The following is an 18,199-nucleotide window of genomic DNA, read 5'->3' on the forward strand; positions in this document are numbered from 1 at the left end:
CTGATACCACATGAGGTATCTCAACTGTATTCGTTATACAATCTAGACAGAGTCTAAACAAGGGGCTACAGAAACTGCTCAGTTTAATCATTCCACCGCAGATTCTAGTATTTTTATTTTCACATCACTTGTTGACGCATCCAATTTTATAGAAATCATTTGCGCCATTGTGTGCATGGGATGTGTATGACCACAATCGAAATGACTTATTATTGGATATTTTTTTGTGCCGACCACCTCCATGATTAATTCGTCATAATTAAAAGGTGCGCCTTGGCTATTTAATAATTCAGCTTTTCCAATTATGAGTCCTTTAATAATATTAAAAATACCCATTATTTTTAATTGAGTGAGCGAACGTTCTTCTTCAGCAAATGGAGCATCTTGTTCTTCAATCAATAAAATTTTATTATTCAAATCGGGAAAATATTTTGTCCCTGCAAGTGAACATAGGGTATTTAAATTCGCAATTACGACAGATCCATCGACAACTCCAGGTGACAGCACCTTGTAGCCTGCATTTGGAAAATACTCTCTATCAACGGATTTCCATTCATGCGTTGTAGCGTCGCGAAAATGATTGCTCCATTTTTCAAAAATAGGGAGCGTGTAATTTATCATACTGCTATCTGAACCCATCACAAAAAAAGATGCAAAACTTTCTTTTAAAACATGTGGCCATTCACCAAAGGTTGGCACAACAGCTGGGCCATAAAAAGTCGATAACTGGGCTTGGGTTAAAATAGCCATATGCAAAGCAGTCACGTCACTGTAGCCTACAATAATTTTTCTTTGTGTTCTTATTTCTTCAAAATCTAAATATTCAAGCATAGAAGAAGAATTATATCCACCAATTGTCGACATTAAAAAATCAACATTGCTATTTTTAATTAAATCCATAAACTCTTGTGCTCTTTCTTGCGGAGCGCCAGAACGATAACCTTGGTTAATGCTTTTTCTTGTTAAATCGCCTTCAATTACATTAAATCCAATTCTTTTTAATTCAGAAATACCATGTAAATATTTTTCTTTAAAAGTAACATTTGCTGGAAATGAAGGAGTAAATATTCCAACAGTGTCTCCCAGTTTAATTTTTTTAGGTTTTATAATTTTTATTGTATGCATTATTGTTTCCTTTATAATGAATTAAATCATTATTTTTATCTATGCTAACTTGCTTTGTCAATTTTGTATATTATATTATATAAAACATTTCTATTGGAGACCCCTATGAAATCTTTATCAAATGCTCTTTTCTGGTTAACAGGTGCGTCCTCAGGCATAGGTTATGCTGTTGCAAAAGAACTTGCTGAACAAAATGCAGGAATAATTATTTCGTCACGTAATGCCGACAAAATTGATGATAAAATTAGCGAATTAAAAGAATTGGGGGCAACGAGTGTTGAAACTGTGGCACTCGATTTAAGTGATGGAAAATTTGAAAAAAAGATAAAAGATATTTTACAGGCACGCAAATTAAATGGTGTTTTATTAAATGGTGGGGGTTTTCCAGGCAAGAAAACATCGGAACACGCCTTTCAAGACTTTATTGAAGGCAATAAAATAATGCTTGCAGGGCCAGCCCAATTTTTATTAAATATACTTCCCTATATGAAGCATCATAAATCGAGTGTTGTTGCTATAACAAGCACGTCTGTAAAAGAGCCTATTGCAACGCTTGATTTATCTGCCATTTATCGTTCTGGTCTAGTTATATTTCTGAAAAATCTTGCCCATGAAATTGGCCACACAGGTATACGCATAAATAATGTTGCACCTGGTGCAACATCCACGGAACACTTGGAGAATATAATAGAAAAAACTGCGCAGAATAATAAAACTTCAGTTAAGGAAGTTAGATCACAATGGGAAAATAGAGCTGCTTTAAAAAGAATGGCCAAACCAGAAGAAATTGCCAAAGTGGTTTGTTTCCTTATGTCAAAGGATGCTTCATTTATAAATGGCCAAACAATTGTTGTGGATGGATGTTCGACAAAATCGTATTTATAATAATTTTTACTTAATAAAGTTATCTGCTGCTTGCACAATAAGTTCAGAACTTAGGTCGCACTGAGTTTGAATAAATTGCGAAACTCCTCCCTGCTCAACCATTTCTTTTAAAAAGTTTTCCATTCTTCCCTTTTTAAAACTTTCAAGTGCGCTGGTTTTTTCATAATCACATTCAATCGATTCAATTACATTTTCATTAGCAATATTTTTTTCCTCAGAGAGCATCATCGCTATCATTGCCGCAAAAGTACCTGTTCTATCACGCCCTACATCACAGTGAAAAAGAAAACTTTTATTTTGCGTGATATCGACAAGAGCACTCTTAAAAAGTTGGCACATCGAGTTTTTAAATTCTGGTCTTTTCCAATTCTCAAGGTTTTCAATATCACTTATGACAAAATCAGTATTTGGATGTGAGCCAAAGAGTCGAGTTCCATCTTCTTTTTCACAGTAAAAAGAATGCGGATCCGATGGGCTAAAATTCAATGTATAGATTTTATCTGGATTGTTGATCTTATCGCAACTCCACCCTGAAAAATACTTATTCGATCGATAAACGAGACCTGTTTTGTATATATCCTTTTTAAGACACTGATTAAGACTCTCGCCAACATCTCTGAAGTTTAATCTATAATCCAATAAACCTACCCAAAGTTTGGGTTCATATTTGCTTTTATCGCGCTTATAAATATAGCCTATGAATGATACGAGGACTGCGGCAATCACTAGAACAGAAGTCAAAGCAATTATTATCTTTTTCTTTTTTGACATAGATCTCTCTGATTTTTTTAAATTAATAAAAATAAAACATTAAAAATCGTTTAACGAAGACTTTAAAAGTGCTTTACATAAAAGCATTTCGTAGATCTGAAATTTAATTTAACAAATGAAATGAATAAAGAAAAGGATAGAGAGACTTAAAGAAGTTGGTGCTCATGACCAGAATCGAACTGGTACACCCTTGCGGATACAGGATTTTAAGTCCTGTGCGTCTACCTATTCCGCCACATGAGCACGAAACACTACATATAGCATGAATTCGCAGATGACAAGCCTCAAAGGACTATTTGCTGTTTTTTTTTTTCATGGTAGCGTCACTTCGTAAGTTTTGGAAATCCGTATGAATGATTTAATAGAGGCAATAATATGGAAAACATCGAAAAGAAGTCTACAGAATTAGCTGATGTAGCTACTGTTATGAAACAAATATATGCTCCTACTTTGCTTGCAGGCAAAGTTGCACTGGTGACTGGGGGATCCCGTGGAATAGGAAAGGCCATTGCTCTTGCTTTTGGCGCATTGGGAGCAAAGGTCATCATAAATTATGCTGGAAATGCTCAGGCAGCTGAAGCAACAGTCGGAGAAATCGTCCGCAGTGGTGGTATTGCGACCTGCGTCCAGTTCGATGTTTCTGATTTTAATCTCGTCCAAGACACAGTAAAAGCCCTTGAAAAAGAACATGGTAGCATAGAAATCCTTGTGAATAATGCCGGAGTCTCGCGCGATAATCTTTTTGTTAAATTTAAAGAAGAAGAATGGGACAATACCCTAGATACAAACTTAAAAGGCACTTTTAACTGCTCCAGAGCCCTTGCTATGAGCATGATGCGCAAACGTGCAGGTAAAATTATTAATATTTCTTCCGTTGTTGGCTTAACAGGCAATGCTGGACAATCGGCTTATGCTGCTAGTAAAGCGGGAGTAATAGGCTTCACCAAAGCCCTTGCTTTGGAATTGGCAGGCAGAAATGTGCAAATCAATGCTATAGCACCTGGATATATTTCAACAGATATGACAAGTGCTTTGAGCAATGAAGTTTTGGCAAAAATTATCGAAAAAATCCCTGTACAAAAAGTTGGTGACCCAATTGAAGTGGCAAAAGCAGCCGTCTTTTTAGCAAGTCCATCGTCGAGTTATATGACAGGTCAGACACTTGCTGTGGATGGCGGAATGACCATGCATTGAGATTTGGCGTAGGGGCATAATGCACTCAGTTCATTTTGGGTTTTTTAGTCCAATAGCCAAACTCGCCTCCACAAAATCCCTGTGGTTTAATCCCTTGCAAAGTTGTCCAAGAAAGAGCACCAGTATAAGTTACTAAACGACTCGATCCATTTACTTTTACAATTCCTGTGTACCAACTCAATAAAATTTCTTTTGAAAGTTTTTTTAAATCTTTACGAAAATCGGGGATTTTTAAATTTAAATAAGAGTGTAATTCAAATATTTTTGCTCTATTGTTTTTATCTATCATGAAATATTCTAAATATTTCTTACCTAACTCTATATCTAATTCCGAATTACCAGTGAGTTTTTCTGAAATCTTCATAAATTTATTCAGAAGATCAATATCGTCTTCCGCAAATGTTGAAAATTGAATCGCAAACGAAGTTACAGAAAAAGTCATTACTAAATTTGATAAAAATTCTCGCCTTTTTAAACAGTTCATACTTTACACCTTATAATGTTGTTTAAGAATATAGTGACTGCATTTTAGTGACAAAGCGGCTATAGTAAGTGTGGGATTGGCAGTGCCAGTCGTAGGCATTACACCTGCCCCTAGAATAAAAAGATTGGGATGATCATGACTTTTTAAATTTTCATCTACAACAGATTTTTTGGGATTTTTACCCATTCTATGCGTGCCCATCACATGACCAGCACCAAAAAAATCCTCGATCGTTAGAATATTTTTACAATTTGTCACTTTTAATATTTCAGACATTTTCTTTTTTGAGTCTTTAAAAGAATTATGTGTGTAGTTATCGAGTGAGTAATATATCTCTGGACGTGGAATTCCAATTGAATCTAAATTTTCATATGAAGGAAGTATTCGATTCTCTGGATCTGGCAATTGCTCCGTCATAGCAGAAATTGCAACCTGACGATAGACACTTTCTCTGTAAGTCTTTTCTAAATCTTTACCTGTAAAGCCTTTCTCTATTAAAGATTCAATAAAAGGATTCAAGCCCCCTATTGGAAATGTCCAACCATCATTGCCAAACTGCAATCGATAAGATGCAAAGCTATTTCTAAAGGTACCATCACGCGTATCGTCAATCCCAGAAGTAGATAGTGGGGAACGATAAGGAAACACAGGTTCAGGAGTCAATGCATAAGCTAACACGATTGGATGATCCATAAGGTTACGACCAACCTGATCACTTGAATTTGCAATGCCATTTTTGTATTTTTCACTTTTAGACATTAATAATAATTTTGCATTTTCAATTGCATTTGCTGCTAAAATAAAAGTTTTACCTTTTACCAAATATTTTTTACCATCCTTCGTTTTAAATTTAATCTCTGATATTTTACTTAATGTATCGGCAATTACTTCACAGGCAACTGCATTTGTAATGAGTCTTGCTCCATTTTTTATTGCTTTATTCAAATGGACAGTGGCATCATATTTAGCTTGGACGGGGCATATTGGTATACAACTTGCACTTCCACAACATGCAGAACGCAAATCATAAACTATAGAATTGCGCGCTTGAGGAGTATGGACAATTTTATATTCTGATTTTTTGAGAGATTTAAGCATAAATTGATCTAAATTAGAAAATGGAATTTCAGGCAGAGGGTATTTATTTTGTCTGGGAGAACCTAAATCTTCACCATTAAAACCTGCCGTACCAAGTTCAACTTCAGCCTCTTCATACCATTTCTCTAAATCTTTATATTCTATTGGCCAATCCAAGGCTACATTGAATTTACTTTTCATTTTAAAATCATTTGGCAGAAGACGGAGGGTAGCTCCTTGCCAATGCCAGGTTGTTCCTCCAGCAACTCTTAAATAAGTACTTTTAAATATTTCTTTTCCTTTTTGAATAAAATATTTGTCGTTTAACGTTGTTGGAAACGGTGCATGCGCTTGTTCCATATAAGCTGATTCGGGAATTTTCAGAACTGCATTTGTATATCTATTGAAAGCCTCGCCTCTATCAACATTATCTCCTGCTTCCAATATAAGTACTTTAATACCTTTATGAGTCAATCGTTCCGCCATGAGTGAGCCAGCTATTCCAGATCCGACTATAACAATATCAGAACTCAAATTTTCCATATTTCTCCTTTGAGTTTTTTAAAATATGTAAAAATCATAATTTATTTGTTTCGAATAATTTTAATATACGATTTTCTGAACAAAAAAATATCTAAATATATATGCATGAATATAAACATTAAGTATAATAATTAATTTAATGAAAAATTCAAGGGTTATTTAAACAAATTTATTTTTTAAATCTTTGAATTAATTTATAAATTACAAAATTCACGTGGAGCTTCAAGAGATATTCCGGTAGGATAACCACGATATTTAACATTATATACATTATAAATAAAAGATAAAAAACCTTTTTCACCACAGCCCAAACGATGAATTAAACTTTGCCAATTTGTCTTTAAATTAGCTTCTGTGGTAAAAGTTACAGATGCCCAACTGGCTTCTGCCAATCCAGTCATTTTTGGCAATGCCATATACGTTAAATGAGCATATGTTGGAAGATTTTCTGACCAAAGTGTTCCTTCGATACCAAGGATATTTTCTGGATAATATGTCATCTCCTGAGTAATTTTAGAACTCAAACTTGATCTTAATGCGCTTTCAGTATCAGAAAATTGTGTCGCCCAACTAAAGCCCGGTTCATTTCTATCTGGATTATAAGCTAAATCAAAATAAGTCTGATCCGCAAAAGCAAGTACTACAGGATAAGAATTATTTGCTAAGTTTACTGCTTGCAATATACCATTTTCAGTTGTGTTCCAAAGCCAAACTCGGCCTGTTTTGTCTGCTTGAACTCTTTCACTGCCTAAAGATTGATCGTCATTTTGAACAAATTGTTGCCATCCTGATATTTTTATATTATTTAATTTATTTGATATCTCTTTAAAAAATTTATGCGACTTTCCAAGCGAAGTTAATTGAGCCCAATCATTTTGACAAGTACTTGACTTATTCCAAGCATCCTCACTGACTTCATCTCCGCCAAGGCTTATTTCATTTTTTATAAAATAAAGGGTAGATTGATTCGAAAACATATCAGCTATCTCATAAATTATTTTATTTAATCTATTTGTAAAATTAATTCCAAATTCACTTTTATCCCCATATGCACATACAGGAATGACATTATCTGTATAGCCCTGCACAGACATAAATTCTGATTTATCATTTTTATCATAAAAAATATTAGGCATTGCTTTTATGAGCGCGCGCGAATGGCCAGGTAAATCAATTTCAGGAATCACAGTGATTTGATGACTATTTGCAAATTGAATTATTTCTAATATTTCACTTTTAGTGTATGTTTTAGTATATTGTGTAACTGCCGTTGGATATTTATATCTATATGTATTTGTTTTATCTAAGTTTCCTTGGACGAACATTAAAGGTCCAATATTTTTCCCATACCCACGACTGTCTGAAATTTTGTTAAAACTATCAAAGTCTGTTAACTGAATTCTAAATCCTTCATCATCTGCAAAATGCAAATGAAGACTATTTAATTTATGCACTGACATTATTTCTATAAAATTTTTAATTTCTTCTACTGAAAAAAAATGGCGAGCAAGGTCCAATGCTATCCCTCGATATTTAAAACGTGGATAGTCAATTATGGTCGCAGTTTTTAAACCTGTTTGGTTTAAACTCTTTATATCTGCTTGAAACCAGAGTTGGCGCAATGTTTGCACAGCATAAAAAAAACCAGCATTGTGCAAAGCTTCTACTAAAATAAGATTTTCTGAAATCGAAATTTTATAGCCTTCGGGATTGTGTAAAATTTCATTAGGATTCTTTATTCTTTTAAAAATAATTCCAGAATTTATATTATTAAACTTTTTTGTCATTTCTGCTATTTTCAAGTCTGAAACTAAAATATGATTTAAATAATTTTCAATTCTCGGATCAAGTCCCGCAAATGCATTTTCAAAACCTAACTCATCCGTAAAAAAAAAATATTTTTCATCGCTACTGCTAATATAACTGACTGGAGAGGGAATAATAGGATGATTTGACAATGTTTGGCTAGAAGAATTCCAGTTTTTAATATTATGGTCACTTATTAATGCATCTACATTTTTTTGATTGTAACCTTGAATATGATATGATGATTTATTTGTAGATAAATTATAAATTTTATTTGCATTATTCTCATGTACAACTAAAAACAAATTTTGTGGTACAGCTGAAATATTATTTGGACGCCACTGATTATTTCTTATCAACCTTATTTCATACTGACTTCCTGGTTTTAGCTCAAAATCTCCTTCTGGTTCTAGTACGGTAGTATATCCTACACTCTGATCCTTTCGATATACCGATGTCTCTTTCGAATATTTTAATTTTTGGCAATTGTGCGTAGCATCGCAAATATCCATTGTTAGATTATTATTTATTTTACCATGGCGGTTAAAACTCCGCGGCATATAAAAACCAAATTTCCAGTTTTGAATTAAGGAGCCTGTATTTGTTAATTTGATAAGAGCAAAAAACTCGCTTACCTGTGCATTCTCAAAACAAGGACTGTTTTTATTTGTACAAGAACCAATTAATACAGATTCTATAATCAAAGTTTCGTTTATTTTATTTTTATTTGCATAATTAAAATCTGAGACTTCAACAAAATCAAAGAGCGAAGGAATATGCTCGGTTAAATCATCATAAGCAGATAGCCTACTCCCATGCGCTAGAGTAAAAACGCACATGGATATAAAAAAAACTACAAAGTGTAAAAGATTTAACACTCTCATGGCAAATACTCCATATTAAATGGATACCAATCCAAAGATACAAAAATAAATTTTCTTATTTAGCTATATTAATAGATTTAAAATAAATTGCAATTAAACTTCGAGAAAGGTGTTAACTTTCTCGTTTCAGGACTGCTGCAAACATTGTGTCAGCATTTTCGTTTGGAGAACCTAATAAATTTTGCTTAACTAAAGTGTAGAAAGTATTTTTTTTAAGAAATTCTAAAATGATTCCTTCATTTTCATCATAAATCCAACTGCAAGTAGAATATACCAAATGTCCACCCACTCGTACACCACGACTGGCATTTTCTAATATGCTCAATTGCAGACGAGTCAAACTTTCGATATTTGTATGACTCACTCGGTATTTTGCGTCTGGGTTTCTTCTCCATGTTCCCGATGAAGTGCATGGTGCATCTACTAATACCCAATCAAATCCATGTCTATTTTCAACTTCTTTTTGAAAATTTGGGAGATTTTCTCCATTCCATGGAAGGCAACGGATATTAAAAAAACCTGATTTACGCGCACGCTTTTTGACTTCTTCCAGTTTATATTCACGAATGTCAGATGCATAAATGACACCTTTATTTTTTAATAAACTGGCAATTTGCTGAGTTTTACCTCCACCGCCTGCACAACAATCCCAAACAAATTGGCCATTTTTAACTTGAATATTTTGCCCAATTCTTTGGCTTGCTAAATCCTGAATTTCAAACAGACCTGACCGGTATGCTTGCAAAGCAAAAACACCTTTTGCACCTGTTACTTTTAGAGCTGAATCAAATTGTTCAAATTCAAAACCTTCTTTAACAAGTTCTGCTTTTACAATATCTATTTTTTCTAAATCATTGATTCTAATCCATAGAGGAGGACGAATTTCGAGTTCCGAGAAAAACTGTTTTGTTTTTTCATTTTCCCACGAAGACTCATGAATTCTTTTTTCTATAGCCTCTTTAAACCAAATTGGTATACTAGAAATCAATAATTGAAATATAATATTTTCTGAATTTTCTATAAGATTAACTAAATTAACAAAAAATTGAACTTCTTCTTGAAATTTTTCATCGCCTAATTCAAGAGAAAGCGTATTTGGTTTATTTTTATAAGCCAATTCATAGCGCAAACGAATCCAGACAAAAAAACGTTCTGGAGATATTTCATTCCATTTAGAAAGAACTTGATTCCCAGTTTGAAAGTTTTTGCTGAAATCAGAGATAGACTCATCCAGTGATAATTTGTCTATTTTTTTTGTCTTATTACTTTTAAAAAACTCTTCACAAAACAAGGCAAAATATCCAAAACGGATTCCAGCAAATAAACATTCACTGTACCAACGTCTATCGCGACTGCCATATTTTGAATTTTTTGCAAATTCCTGGGATAACCATCTATCAAATTGTGGCAAAGGTTCTTGCTGAAGAGCAGAACACCATAATTTATACAAATGTGCCCATCTGCCATCATAATGTTTCACACTTTTATTTTTTTGTTCAAACATTTTTATTCCTCGGAGTCATCATCGAAAAATTCGATATCAGCTCCGTCTAAAGCCTTACTGTCATCAAAAACCATACTACGAATGTCATCATCATAGTTCCGATCTCTTTGAAAACGAGCTGTTCCTTTAGATTTAATTCTTTCCCCATTATCATCTAATGGTGACCTTGTTCTCTCACGGAAAATAATAGAAATTGGAATATCTTTATAATTAAAAGCTTCACGGAATTCATTTTCTACAAATCTTTTATAGCTAAAATGCAAATCTTTTGGATGTGAGCAGAATATAACAAACCGCGGTGGGAGAGCTCCCACTTGCGTTGCATACAGAAACTTAATACGTTTTGACTTATTTTTAACCATCGGTGGAGTGTGCTTTAAAAGAATTTCTTTTAAAGTGTTATTCACTTGAGAAGTAGAATTTCTTTTACTTCCTTGATCAAATAAATCAAGACACATTGGAATAAGTCGACTGACTCTTAAGTTTTCTAGTGCACTGACAAACACGATGGGTGCATAACGAATATAACGTAAATCAAGATGTAATTTTTCAGTAAAATCTTTAACTGTTTTAGATGTTTTATCTTTAACAAGATCCCATTTATTAACAACAATTAAAATAGGTTTTCTAAGTTCAAATGCATAACCTGCAACGCGAGCATCGCCATCAGTTGCCCCATCTTCAGCATTGATAACCAGAACAGCAACATCGCAGTCTTCTAGGCAAGACACACTGCGAAAAGCAGAAAATTTCTCGAGTTTATCGACCATACGACTTTTCCGACGGATTCCAGCTGTGTCGATCACTTTAATTTCACGTCCATGGTACTTTAATGAAACATCAACTGAGTCGCGCGTCGTTCCAGGGCGATTGTCCACGATTGACCGAGCTTCTCCTACGAGTCTATTTAAAATAGAGGATTTACCCACATTGGGACGACCAATGATAGCGAGTTTAACGGGAGGATTTTCTGGATCCTCCTGTTTAGCTTTTGGTGCACTGGCAAAAATTTCTGTAGCGGCATCCAATAAATCTGAGACTCCGCGGTTGTGCTCCGCACTCACGGGATAAACATTGGGCACGCCAAGTTTACGAAATTCTTCAATAAATATGTCATCTTTTGGTAAGTCACATTTGTTTACACATACGACAAAGTTTTTTTCGGATTTGCGCAAACGACGAATGAGATCGCTGTCGACAGGATGCAAACCTTCACGCCCATCCACCACAAAAATCACAGTTTCTGCTTCTTCAATAGCCATTTCAGCTTGTTCAACGAGCTGAATTTTGATGTTATCTTTAGACGTTGGCTCAAAACCACCTGTATCGCACAAGTAAAAAGCCTCACCATTGTGCTCAGCACGGCCAAAAATTCGATCTCTTGTCACGCCTGGTTCGTCATGGACGAGGCTCTTACGTTCACGAATAATACGGTTAAATAGAGAGCTTTTGCCAACATTGGGACGACCAACGAGGGCAACAAGGCGAGTGTAGGTTCTTAAAGTCATTATAGCGAAATCCTGTGTCTGTACTGTAAAGTATGCTAGAAGCTTTTCAAGATGCCATGATCTTCAAATCATCACTGCGGCGAAAAATAGGGCAAACAGAAGGCATCATAGCCAATCCACCTGCATAACGGAATTTTTGTGAAACATAAAGTGATTTTTAAAAATAAGAAGTTTAGACCCTTCTCCAATGTGAGAAAAGCCCCCATATTCCTTGCGGCAAAACAAGTCTGTTTAACTCTCCAAAAGAGTGGCTATGATGCTTATATTGTTGGTGGAGCCGTTAGAGATCTTCTCCTTAATCCCAACAAAATCCCAAAAGATATTGACATAGCTACTTCGGCAAAACCTGAAGAAGTCAGAAACTTATTTAAAAACTCAATCTTTGTTGGACAGACATTTGGAGTGTGTCTCATCAATTTAATGGGTCAGCACTTTGAAGTTACAAGTTTTCGCAAAGAAGGCAGATACTTAGACAAAAGAAGACCCGAAAATATTCAATTAGGCACTTTTAAAGATGACAGCAATCGACGCGATTTTACGATAAACAGCATATATTTTAATCCTTTGCAGCAATTCATAATTGACCCTCATTTAGGTATGATAGATCTCAAACAAAAACTCATCCGCTGTGTTGGTTCAGCAGAAGATAGGTTGCAAGAAGACGCGTTAAGAATTCTTAGAATGATACGCTTTGCAGCTAATCTAAATTTTACTCTTGATATTGTAAGCTTAACTGCAGCAAGAAATCATTCTGCGGGCCTCCTTGAATTGAGTAAAGAAAGGATTATTCTTGAGTTTCAAAAAGTAAAAAGAGGAAAATTCTATATATTTTGTGAACACCTAGAAAACATTATAGATCTAACAGAAATAATTTTTCCCAATGGAAGCTATAAATTCTCTAAATATAATTTGCACAGCAAGAATCAGCTTGCAATAAGTAAACTAAAATTGGACACTCATTTACCATTTTTTAATTTATTAAAATTCTTTTTATTTAAAAACAGAGTGAATAAAGAATCTTTCTCAAATATTTTAACCGCGATTGATCAATGGCCAATCACATCAGAGGATAAGAAAATTTGCTCACTTTTTCTTAAATGTATTTTCTTTAAAGAACTTTACAGCAAAGAGATTGATATAGAACTTTATGATTTTCTCTTTTATGAATTAATTACTCAGATTGACTTAATATCAAAGCAATCTTCACGTATTATTTTAATAACTCTCTCTGTATTCATAAATGATAATTTACTGAAAGAAACTCTCTATAAAATGATCGATGGTATTTCAAAGAGCAACATTACGAGTATAAAGTCAAACGATGTCGTATTACTCGTTGAAAATAGTCAATTAGATAAAAAATATATTTCAGTTATAATTAAATATATACAATACATTTACATAAAAAAAGGTCAAGCGCCAAAACTTGAAAATCTACTTCAATTTAAAGCGGACTTATTCAAAGAATACTTTGCTATCGGAAACATAAATGTCTAGTGCCCTAAAAAAAAATAAAGAAACAAGTAAAAATTTTACCAAAAATATAAGTGTTGTCCTAGTTGAACCTGAACATCCAAACAATGTTGGAGCTGTAGCGCGGGCAATGAACAATATGGGTTTTACAAAGCTAATTCTGATTAAACCTTGCGATTATTTAAGTGGAGGTAACGATGGTGCAAGGACATTAGCCATGCATTCACAAGATATCTTACAGTCGGCAAAAGTCTACTCAGATTTACGGAGCGCTCTCCTAGAGCAAAATTTTGTTATAGCCCTCACAAATCGAGTGCGTGGACAACATAAAATTTTAGAAAATAGCTGGAATTTAGAATATGTATTCAAGCAAATTCAAAACGAGAACAATATTGCTCTCGTCTTCGGAAGAGAATCTTCTGGTCTAACAAATTCAGAAGTGGATCTTTGTGATTTAATAATGACCATCCCGACCTTTGGCCAAAATACTTCATTAAATTTATCACAGGCTGTAATGGTAATATTATATGAAATCAGTAAACCATTAAATAAACAGGAATCATTTCAAGAACAAAAAGTTATCTTAGCAACTTCGCGACATATCGAAAGTTTAAAACACAATTTATTTTCTGTTCTCGAAAGAATAGGGTACATAAAAATTGGCAATGAATCTAAAAGATGGAGTGTTTTTTCTAAATTGATCTCTGAAAAGTATCTAAGCGAGAAAGAGGTTAATATCCTGCAAGGTGTTCTTAATAAGATAAAAGAAAATATTAAATAAGACTCTTAAAATTTAACCCTCATATAATCCAAAATACAGCAATAAGCCTCTGAGCTTTTATTTTCACTCATAATAAAGTCAATACTCGTTAAAATATTATATGAAAAATAGCTTTTATATGAGCTCTCATTTATAAAACTCAAATTATAATTCAACGAATCACTCAATTTATGATCATTGCCAAAATACTGAGTAAATTCGATATGACAATCCAAAAGCTCATTTGGGCTCAGCATAATACCATCAAAATTATCGTGATTTGAAAAAAAAGATATTTTATTCATACCATATCGATTAATAAACATCTCTTTTACATGATCAAGGGAGTGGGTTGGCATTGCAATACGAGCATTGTATACAAGCCCATAAGCTAAACTTTTAAACTTTTTTCGACAAAAAACGATTCTAAAGTTCTCGTCATCTGAAATAAGAAATGTTTTGCCGTTTTCATCCCAATAGGGATTAAAGGATTTGACGGTTGGAACCCCATTTTTTATCAATACTGAACAAATATTACTATAAATCATTTCATTTTCTAAGTAGAAAACTAAGACATTGTCATCATCAAGCTTAACAACGTCATTTTTCATATCGCTATTTTCAACAATAGTTATAAAAAGATCTTTGCTTAATTCACTGTTGTGAAAAACAATATTATAAGAGTTTTCATAAATAATTTCAAAATCTAAAATTTGACAGAAGATATTTTTATACAAATTCATATTTTTTACCACCAAATCCAATGATAATGCTGATATATTTTTTAAATCATATTTTTCATACATAGCTTATACCTTTTCCAATAGGAAGATTTATTTACAATAATTCCTTAAAATTATTTATTACTAAAATTTTTTTTCTAAACAATTTTATAATACTATCATTCATAAATTATTTCACAAAAAAACTCAAAATACAAAAAATGAATCCGAAAAAAGATCTTGTTATATAAAACATTAAAGGATGACGAGAAAAACGATGATTTTTAAAATGTCAGGAATTTATAAGATTTTTATCATTATAATCTCTATAAGTGTGTTTTTCCCAAAGTCAAATTTAGCTATTGCCAAAGAAGTAAATTTAAAGTTTAGCAATATTACAAATAAATCTCTTGGTGATTTCGATAGCATGAAACAAAGGCGTATGATCCGAATATTTATGCCTTATAGCAAAACTTTATACTATATTGACAAAGGAAAAGAAAGAGGCTTAAGCATAGAATTAGCTAGAGATTTTGAAGCATATATCAATAAAAAATATAAAAAAGAACTTGGCAATAGACCTATCACAGTTTTCGTTATCCCAACTTCAATTGAATATCTTGTAGAGAATATCTTAACTGGCATGGGAGATATTGCAGCAGGAAACTTAACATTTACGCGCGAAAGAGCAAAGCTCATCGATTTCGTAGGAGCAAAAGTGCAAAGAGGAAATACAGAGTATGTCGTCACAAATAAAAATGACCCTCCCATCACCTCTATTGAAGAGCTCTCTGGTAAAACAGTCAGTATTAGAAAACATACAAGCTATTATGATAGTCTTTTAAAACTCAATAAAAGTTTTCAAGATGCTGGTAAACCTATTATGAAATTTCAATTTCTGCATGAAGACTTAGCAGATGAAGACAAATTAGAAATGCTCAATGCACGAATATTAAAAATCGTCATTGTTGATGATATTATTGCAAAAACTTGGGAAAAAGTATTACCTAACATTAGAGTAAATTACAATGCTTTTGTTCGTGATAAAGGAAAAAGTGGCTGGATGATTCGAAAAAACAGCCCGTTACTTGATGCAGAACTTGAAGATTTTTTCTTACATTATGTAGAGAAAACCAATGTAAATGACGTTAGATATTTACAAACAATAGAAAATTGGAGCAAATTTAAAAATAATATACAAGACACAGAAACCGAAAAATTTCAAAATATCCTGCAGATTTTTAAAAAGTATGGAGCAAAATATAGATTTGATCCCCTCATGCTTTCTGCACAAGGTTACCAAGAGTCTAAACTCAATCAAAATGCAAGAAGTCCTGTTGGTGCAATTGGAGTTATGCAAGTCATGCCTGATACAGGTAAGCAAATGAAAGTTGGAGATATTACAAATATCGAAGCAAATATTCATGCAGGTACAAAGTATATGAACTTTTTAATGAAAACATACTTTAAAAATGCAAAATTTAATGATTATAATAGAATGCTATTTGCACTTGCAAGTTATAATGCGGGTGCAGGAAAAATATTAAAAATGAGAGAATTAACAGCTGCTTGTATGTGCGGATTAGATGAAAATAAATGGTTTAATAACGTCGAAATGATAACTGGAGAGCTGATAGGCCTCGAAACAACCACCTATGTCAGAAATATTTTAAAATATTATGTCTCATATCAAATGATCAATGACAAGAAGAATAAAAAAAGAAAAGTCCTAAAATAATATATTGAACACAAATCCATTTTAACTATAATAAATTCTAACGAAATAATATTAAAATCAATTAATAAATTCTATTAGATTTCACAAAAAGAATATTTAAACTCACTTAAAATTGGACTATTTTTTCCATTGCTGTTGGTGTCGTAGAGCGCACATGTCTGCGGGTTATTAATCCTTGTGAGACAAAGTTTAATAAATACCACTTACCACCCGCTTTACCGTTGGTTCCACTGGCACCATCACCACCAAATGGTTGCATATTTACAATAGCCCCAGTTGTTTTTCTATTAACATAAAAATTACCTGCATATTGACTTAGAATGGGGATTGCCTTTTCGAGGAAAGTTTCATTTCGACTGATTACACTGCCTGTTAAACGATAATTGTGCAGTTCAATAATAGGAACAATTTCTTCGAATTTCTTGTAAGTTTTAATTGCAATGACGGGTCCAAATATTTCTTCGGAAAGAAGTTCATGTTTATCAGCATTAACTTCAATAATAGTAGGTGAAACATAAAATCCATTTTTCTTATCACAATTGCCACCGACTATAACTTTACAATTTTTATCATTTTTAGCACGCTCAATAAATGATGCAATTTTATCGTACTGACGCTCATTGATAACAGGCCCTACATCACATTTTTTTTCTACAGCATTACAAATATTTAATGCATTAGTTTCTTTAATAAGGATTTCTTTTAATTCTGGCCAAATATGTTCATCAATAATTCCAACACTGTTTGCTGAACATTTTTGTCCACTGCGGCCAAAAGCTCCTTGCACAATACAGCGAGCTGTATCTAAGATATCTATTTCTTTATCTGCAACTAAAAAGTCTTTCCCACCTGTTTCTGCAACGTAACGAGGAAAGTTTTTTCTAGAATATTCAGAACTGTATAAATAATTACCAAATGCCTTTGCTGTTGCAAAACTACCTGTGAAATTGACCGCGGTTAATTCAGGGTGTGTCAATACTGTAGGAAGACAAGGCTTGCCATCACCCGAGATCATATTGATAACCCCAGGAGGAAAGCCAGCTTCATCGAGGGCTAGCATTAAAAGATATCCGCTCAAAACAGAATCATCGGATGGCTTCCAAACCACAGTATTCCCAGTTAATGCCATCGACAAAGGCAAATTATAGCCAATTGCTTGTGGAAAATTAAAAGGAGAAACTGCGCAGGTAAAACCTTTTAACGGTCTAAGCTGCATTTGATTTGTTTCTCCCCAACCATCTCCCATTTGTTCCATTAATAATTCTGCATAATAATAATTATTAAAACGGACAAAGTCTAAAAGTTCTGCCCATTCTACATAAGTTTCAAATGAATTATAGCCACATTCCACGCTTGATGTTGCACATAATTCATATTTCCATTTTACAAGAATGACTTCAAGATCACGAAATTTTTGAATCCGCGCCGAAGGCGACAACGCAGCCCAACTCATTTTGGCATTTAATGCTGCTTCGATTGCTTGTTGTGCATGGGAGGAGTCGGCTTGTTGATATGTTCCAATAGCTTCGCCATTTGAAGGATTTAAATTTTTGACTTTTTTTGTCGAATAAACTTTTTTCCCATTAATGATCATTGGAATGTCTAAATTTTTTGGAACTTTCTGAACTGCTTCAGAATACTTTTCCCATTCTGCAGCAATATCTTTAGGATTGATTATAATTTCATTATTTGGAACTTTAATTGATAATTTATGCATACTAGAAT

The 18,199-nt window shown here is 33.3% G+C and carries 14 protein-coding genes and 1 tRNA gene; 5 read left to right on the top strand and 10 right to left on the bottom strand.

What is annotated here, in order from left to right; all coding sequences use genetic code 11:
• Nucleotides 1-87: 87 nt before the first annotated feature.
• The gene (locus EZS29_RS13890; protein WP_130612040.1) at nucleotides 88-1,125 is read right to left on the bottom strand and encodes a S66 family peptidase; all 1,038 of its coding nucleotides are present in this window, start codon (nucleotides 1,123-1,125) and stop codon (nucleotides 88-90) included.
• Nucleotides 1,126-1,230: 105 nt separating this feature from the next.
• Here EZS29_RS13890 and EZS29_RS13895 point away from each other — a divergent pair, with 105 nt between their 5' ends.
• On the top strand, nucleotides 1,231-2,010 hold the full coding sequence (locus tag EZS29_RS13895; RefSeq protein WP_130612043.1) for an SDR family oxidoreductase: 780 nt from the start codon (nucleotides 1,231-1,233) through the stop codon (nucleotides 2,008-2,010).
• A gap of 6 nt (nucleotides 2,011-2,016) precedes the next feature.
• On the opposite strand, the gene EZS29_RS13900 is transcribed toward EZS29_RS13895, so the two are convergent.
• The gene (locus EZS29_RS13900; protein WP_130612046.1) at nucleotides 2,017-2,781 is read right to left on the bottom strand and encodes a tyrosine-protein phosphatase; all 765 of its coding nucleotides are present in this window, start codon (nucleotides 2,779-2,781) and stop codon (nucleotides 2,017-2,019) included.
• Between the two features lie 156 nt (nucleotides 2,782-2,937).
• A tRNA-Leu gene (locus EZS29_RS13905) sits at nucleotides 2,938-3,024 on the bottom strand.
• Nucleotides 3,025-3,207: 183 nt separating this feature from the next.
• On the opposite strand from EZS29_RS13905, the gene fabG reads away from it, so the two are divergent.
• Entirely contained in the window at nucleotides 3,208-3,975 is a 768-nt protein-coding gene (gene fabG, locus EZS29_RS13910; RefSeq protein WP_130612924.1) for a 3-oxoacyl-[acyl-carrier-protein] reductase, read from the top strand.
• A gap of 25 nt (nucleotides 3,976-4,000) precedes the next feature.
• Here the strand turns inward: fabG and EZS29_RS13915 are convergent, their stop codons facing one another.
• The 5 genes from EZS29_RS13915 to der form a co-directional block, all read right to left on the bottom strand.
• Nucleotides 4,001-4,459, bottom strand: coding sequence for a sugar dehydrogenase complex small subunit (locus EZS29_RS13915; RefSeq protein ID WP_130612049.1), 459 nt, complete (start codon nucleotides 4,457-4,459; stop codon nucleotides 4,001-4,003).
• 3 nt (nucleotides 4,460-4,462) lie between these two features.
• The gene (locus EZS29_RS13920) at nucleotides 4,463-6,079 is read right to left on the bottom strand and encodes a GMC family oxidoreductase (protein ID WP_130612054.1); all 1,617 of its coding nucleotides are present in this window, start codon (nucleotides 6,077-6,079) and stop codon (nucleotides 4,463-4,465) included.
• Nucleotides 6,080-6,273: 194 nt separating this feature from the next.
• Entirely contained in the window at nucleotides 6,274-8,769 is a 2,496-nt protein-coding gene (locus tag EZS29_RS13925; RefSeq protein ID WP_130612057.1) for a family 20 glycosylhydrolase, read from the bottom strand.
• A gap of 112 nt (nucleotides 8,770-8,881) precedes the next feature.
• Nucleotides 8,882-10,273, bottom strand: coding sequence for an RsmB/NOP family class I SAM-dependent RNA methyltransferase (locus tag EZS29_RS13930; RefSeq protein WP_130612060.1), 1,392 nt, complete (start codon nucleotides 10,271-10,273; stop codon nucleotides 8,882-8,884).
• A 2-nt stretch (nucleotides 10,274-10,275) separates the two neighbouring features.
• Nucleotides 10,276-11,781: a ribosome biogenesis GTPase Der gene (gene der, locus EZS29_RS13935; RefSeq protein WP_130612063.1), complete on the bottom strand. Its 1,506-nt coding sequence runs from the start codon at nucleotides 11,779-11,781 to the stop codon at nucleotides 10,276-10,278.
• A 138-nt stretch (nucleotides 11,782-11,919) separates the two neighbouring features.
• On the opposite strand from der, the gene EZS29_RS13940 reads away from it, so the two are divergent.
• Nucleotides 11,920-13,278 carry a CCA tRNA nucleotidyltransferase gene (locus EZS29_RS13940; protein WP_172603965.1) on the top strand — a complete coding sequence of 453 codons (1,359 nt, stop codon included), beginning with the start codon at nucleotides 11,920-11,922 and terminating at the stop codon, nucleotides 13,276-13,278.
• Nucleotides 13,271-14,035 carry an RNA methyltransferase gene (locus EZS29_RS13945; protein ID WP_130612069.1) on the top strand — a complete coding sequence of 255 codons (765 nt, stop codon included), beginning with the start codon at nucleotides 13,271-13,273 and terminating at the stop codon, nucleotides 14,033-14,035. Before EZS29_RS13940 ends, EZS29_RS13945 begins: the two co-directional genes overlap by 8 nt.
• Nucleotides 14,036-14,040: 5 nt before the next feature.
• Here EZS29_RS13945 and EZS29_RS13950 read toward each other — a convergent pair whose 3' ends face one another.
• Nucleotides 14,041-14,820: a hypothetical protein gene (locus EZS29_RS13950; RefSeq protein WP_145987954.1), complete on the bottom strand. Its 780-nt coding sequence runs from the start codon at nucleotides 14,818-14,820 to the stop codon at nucleotides 14,041-14,043.
• Between the two features lie 193 nt (nucleotides 14,821-15,013).
• Here EZS29_RS13950 and EZS29_RS13955 point away from each other — a divergent pair, with 193 nt between their 5' ends.
• Entirely contained in the window at nucleotides 15,014-16,474 is a 1,461-nt protein-coding gene (locus EZS29_RS13955) for an MltF family protein (protein ID WP_216678688.1), read from the top strand.
• Between the two features lie 106 nt (nucleotides 16,475-16,580).
• Here EZS29_RS13955 and EZS29_RS13960 read toward each other — a convergent pair whose 3' ends face one another.
• The gene (locus tag EZS29_RS13960; protein ID WP_172603966.1) at nucleotides 16,581-18,191 is read right to left on the bottom strand and encodes an aldehyde dehydrogenase family protein; all 1,611 of its coding nucleotides are present in this window, start codon (nucleotides 18,189-18,191) and stop codon (nucleotides 16,581-16,583) included.
• Nucleotides 18,192-18,199: the final 8 nt, after the last annotated feature.

Source organism: Fluviispira sanaruensis (assembly GCF_004295685.1).
GTDB lineage: Bacteria > Bdellovibrionota_B > Oligoflexia > Silvanigrellales > Silvanigrellaceae > Silvanigrella > Silvanigrella sanaruensis.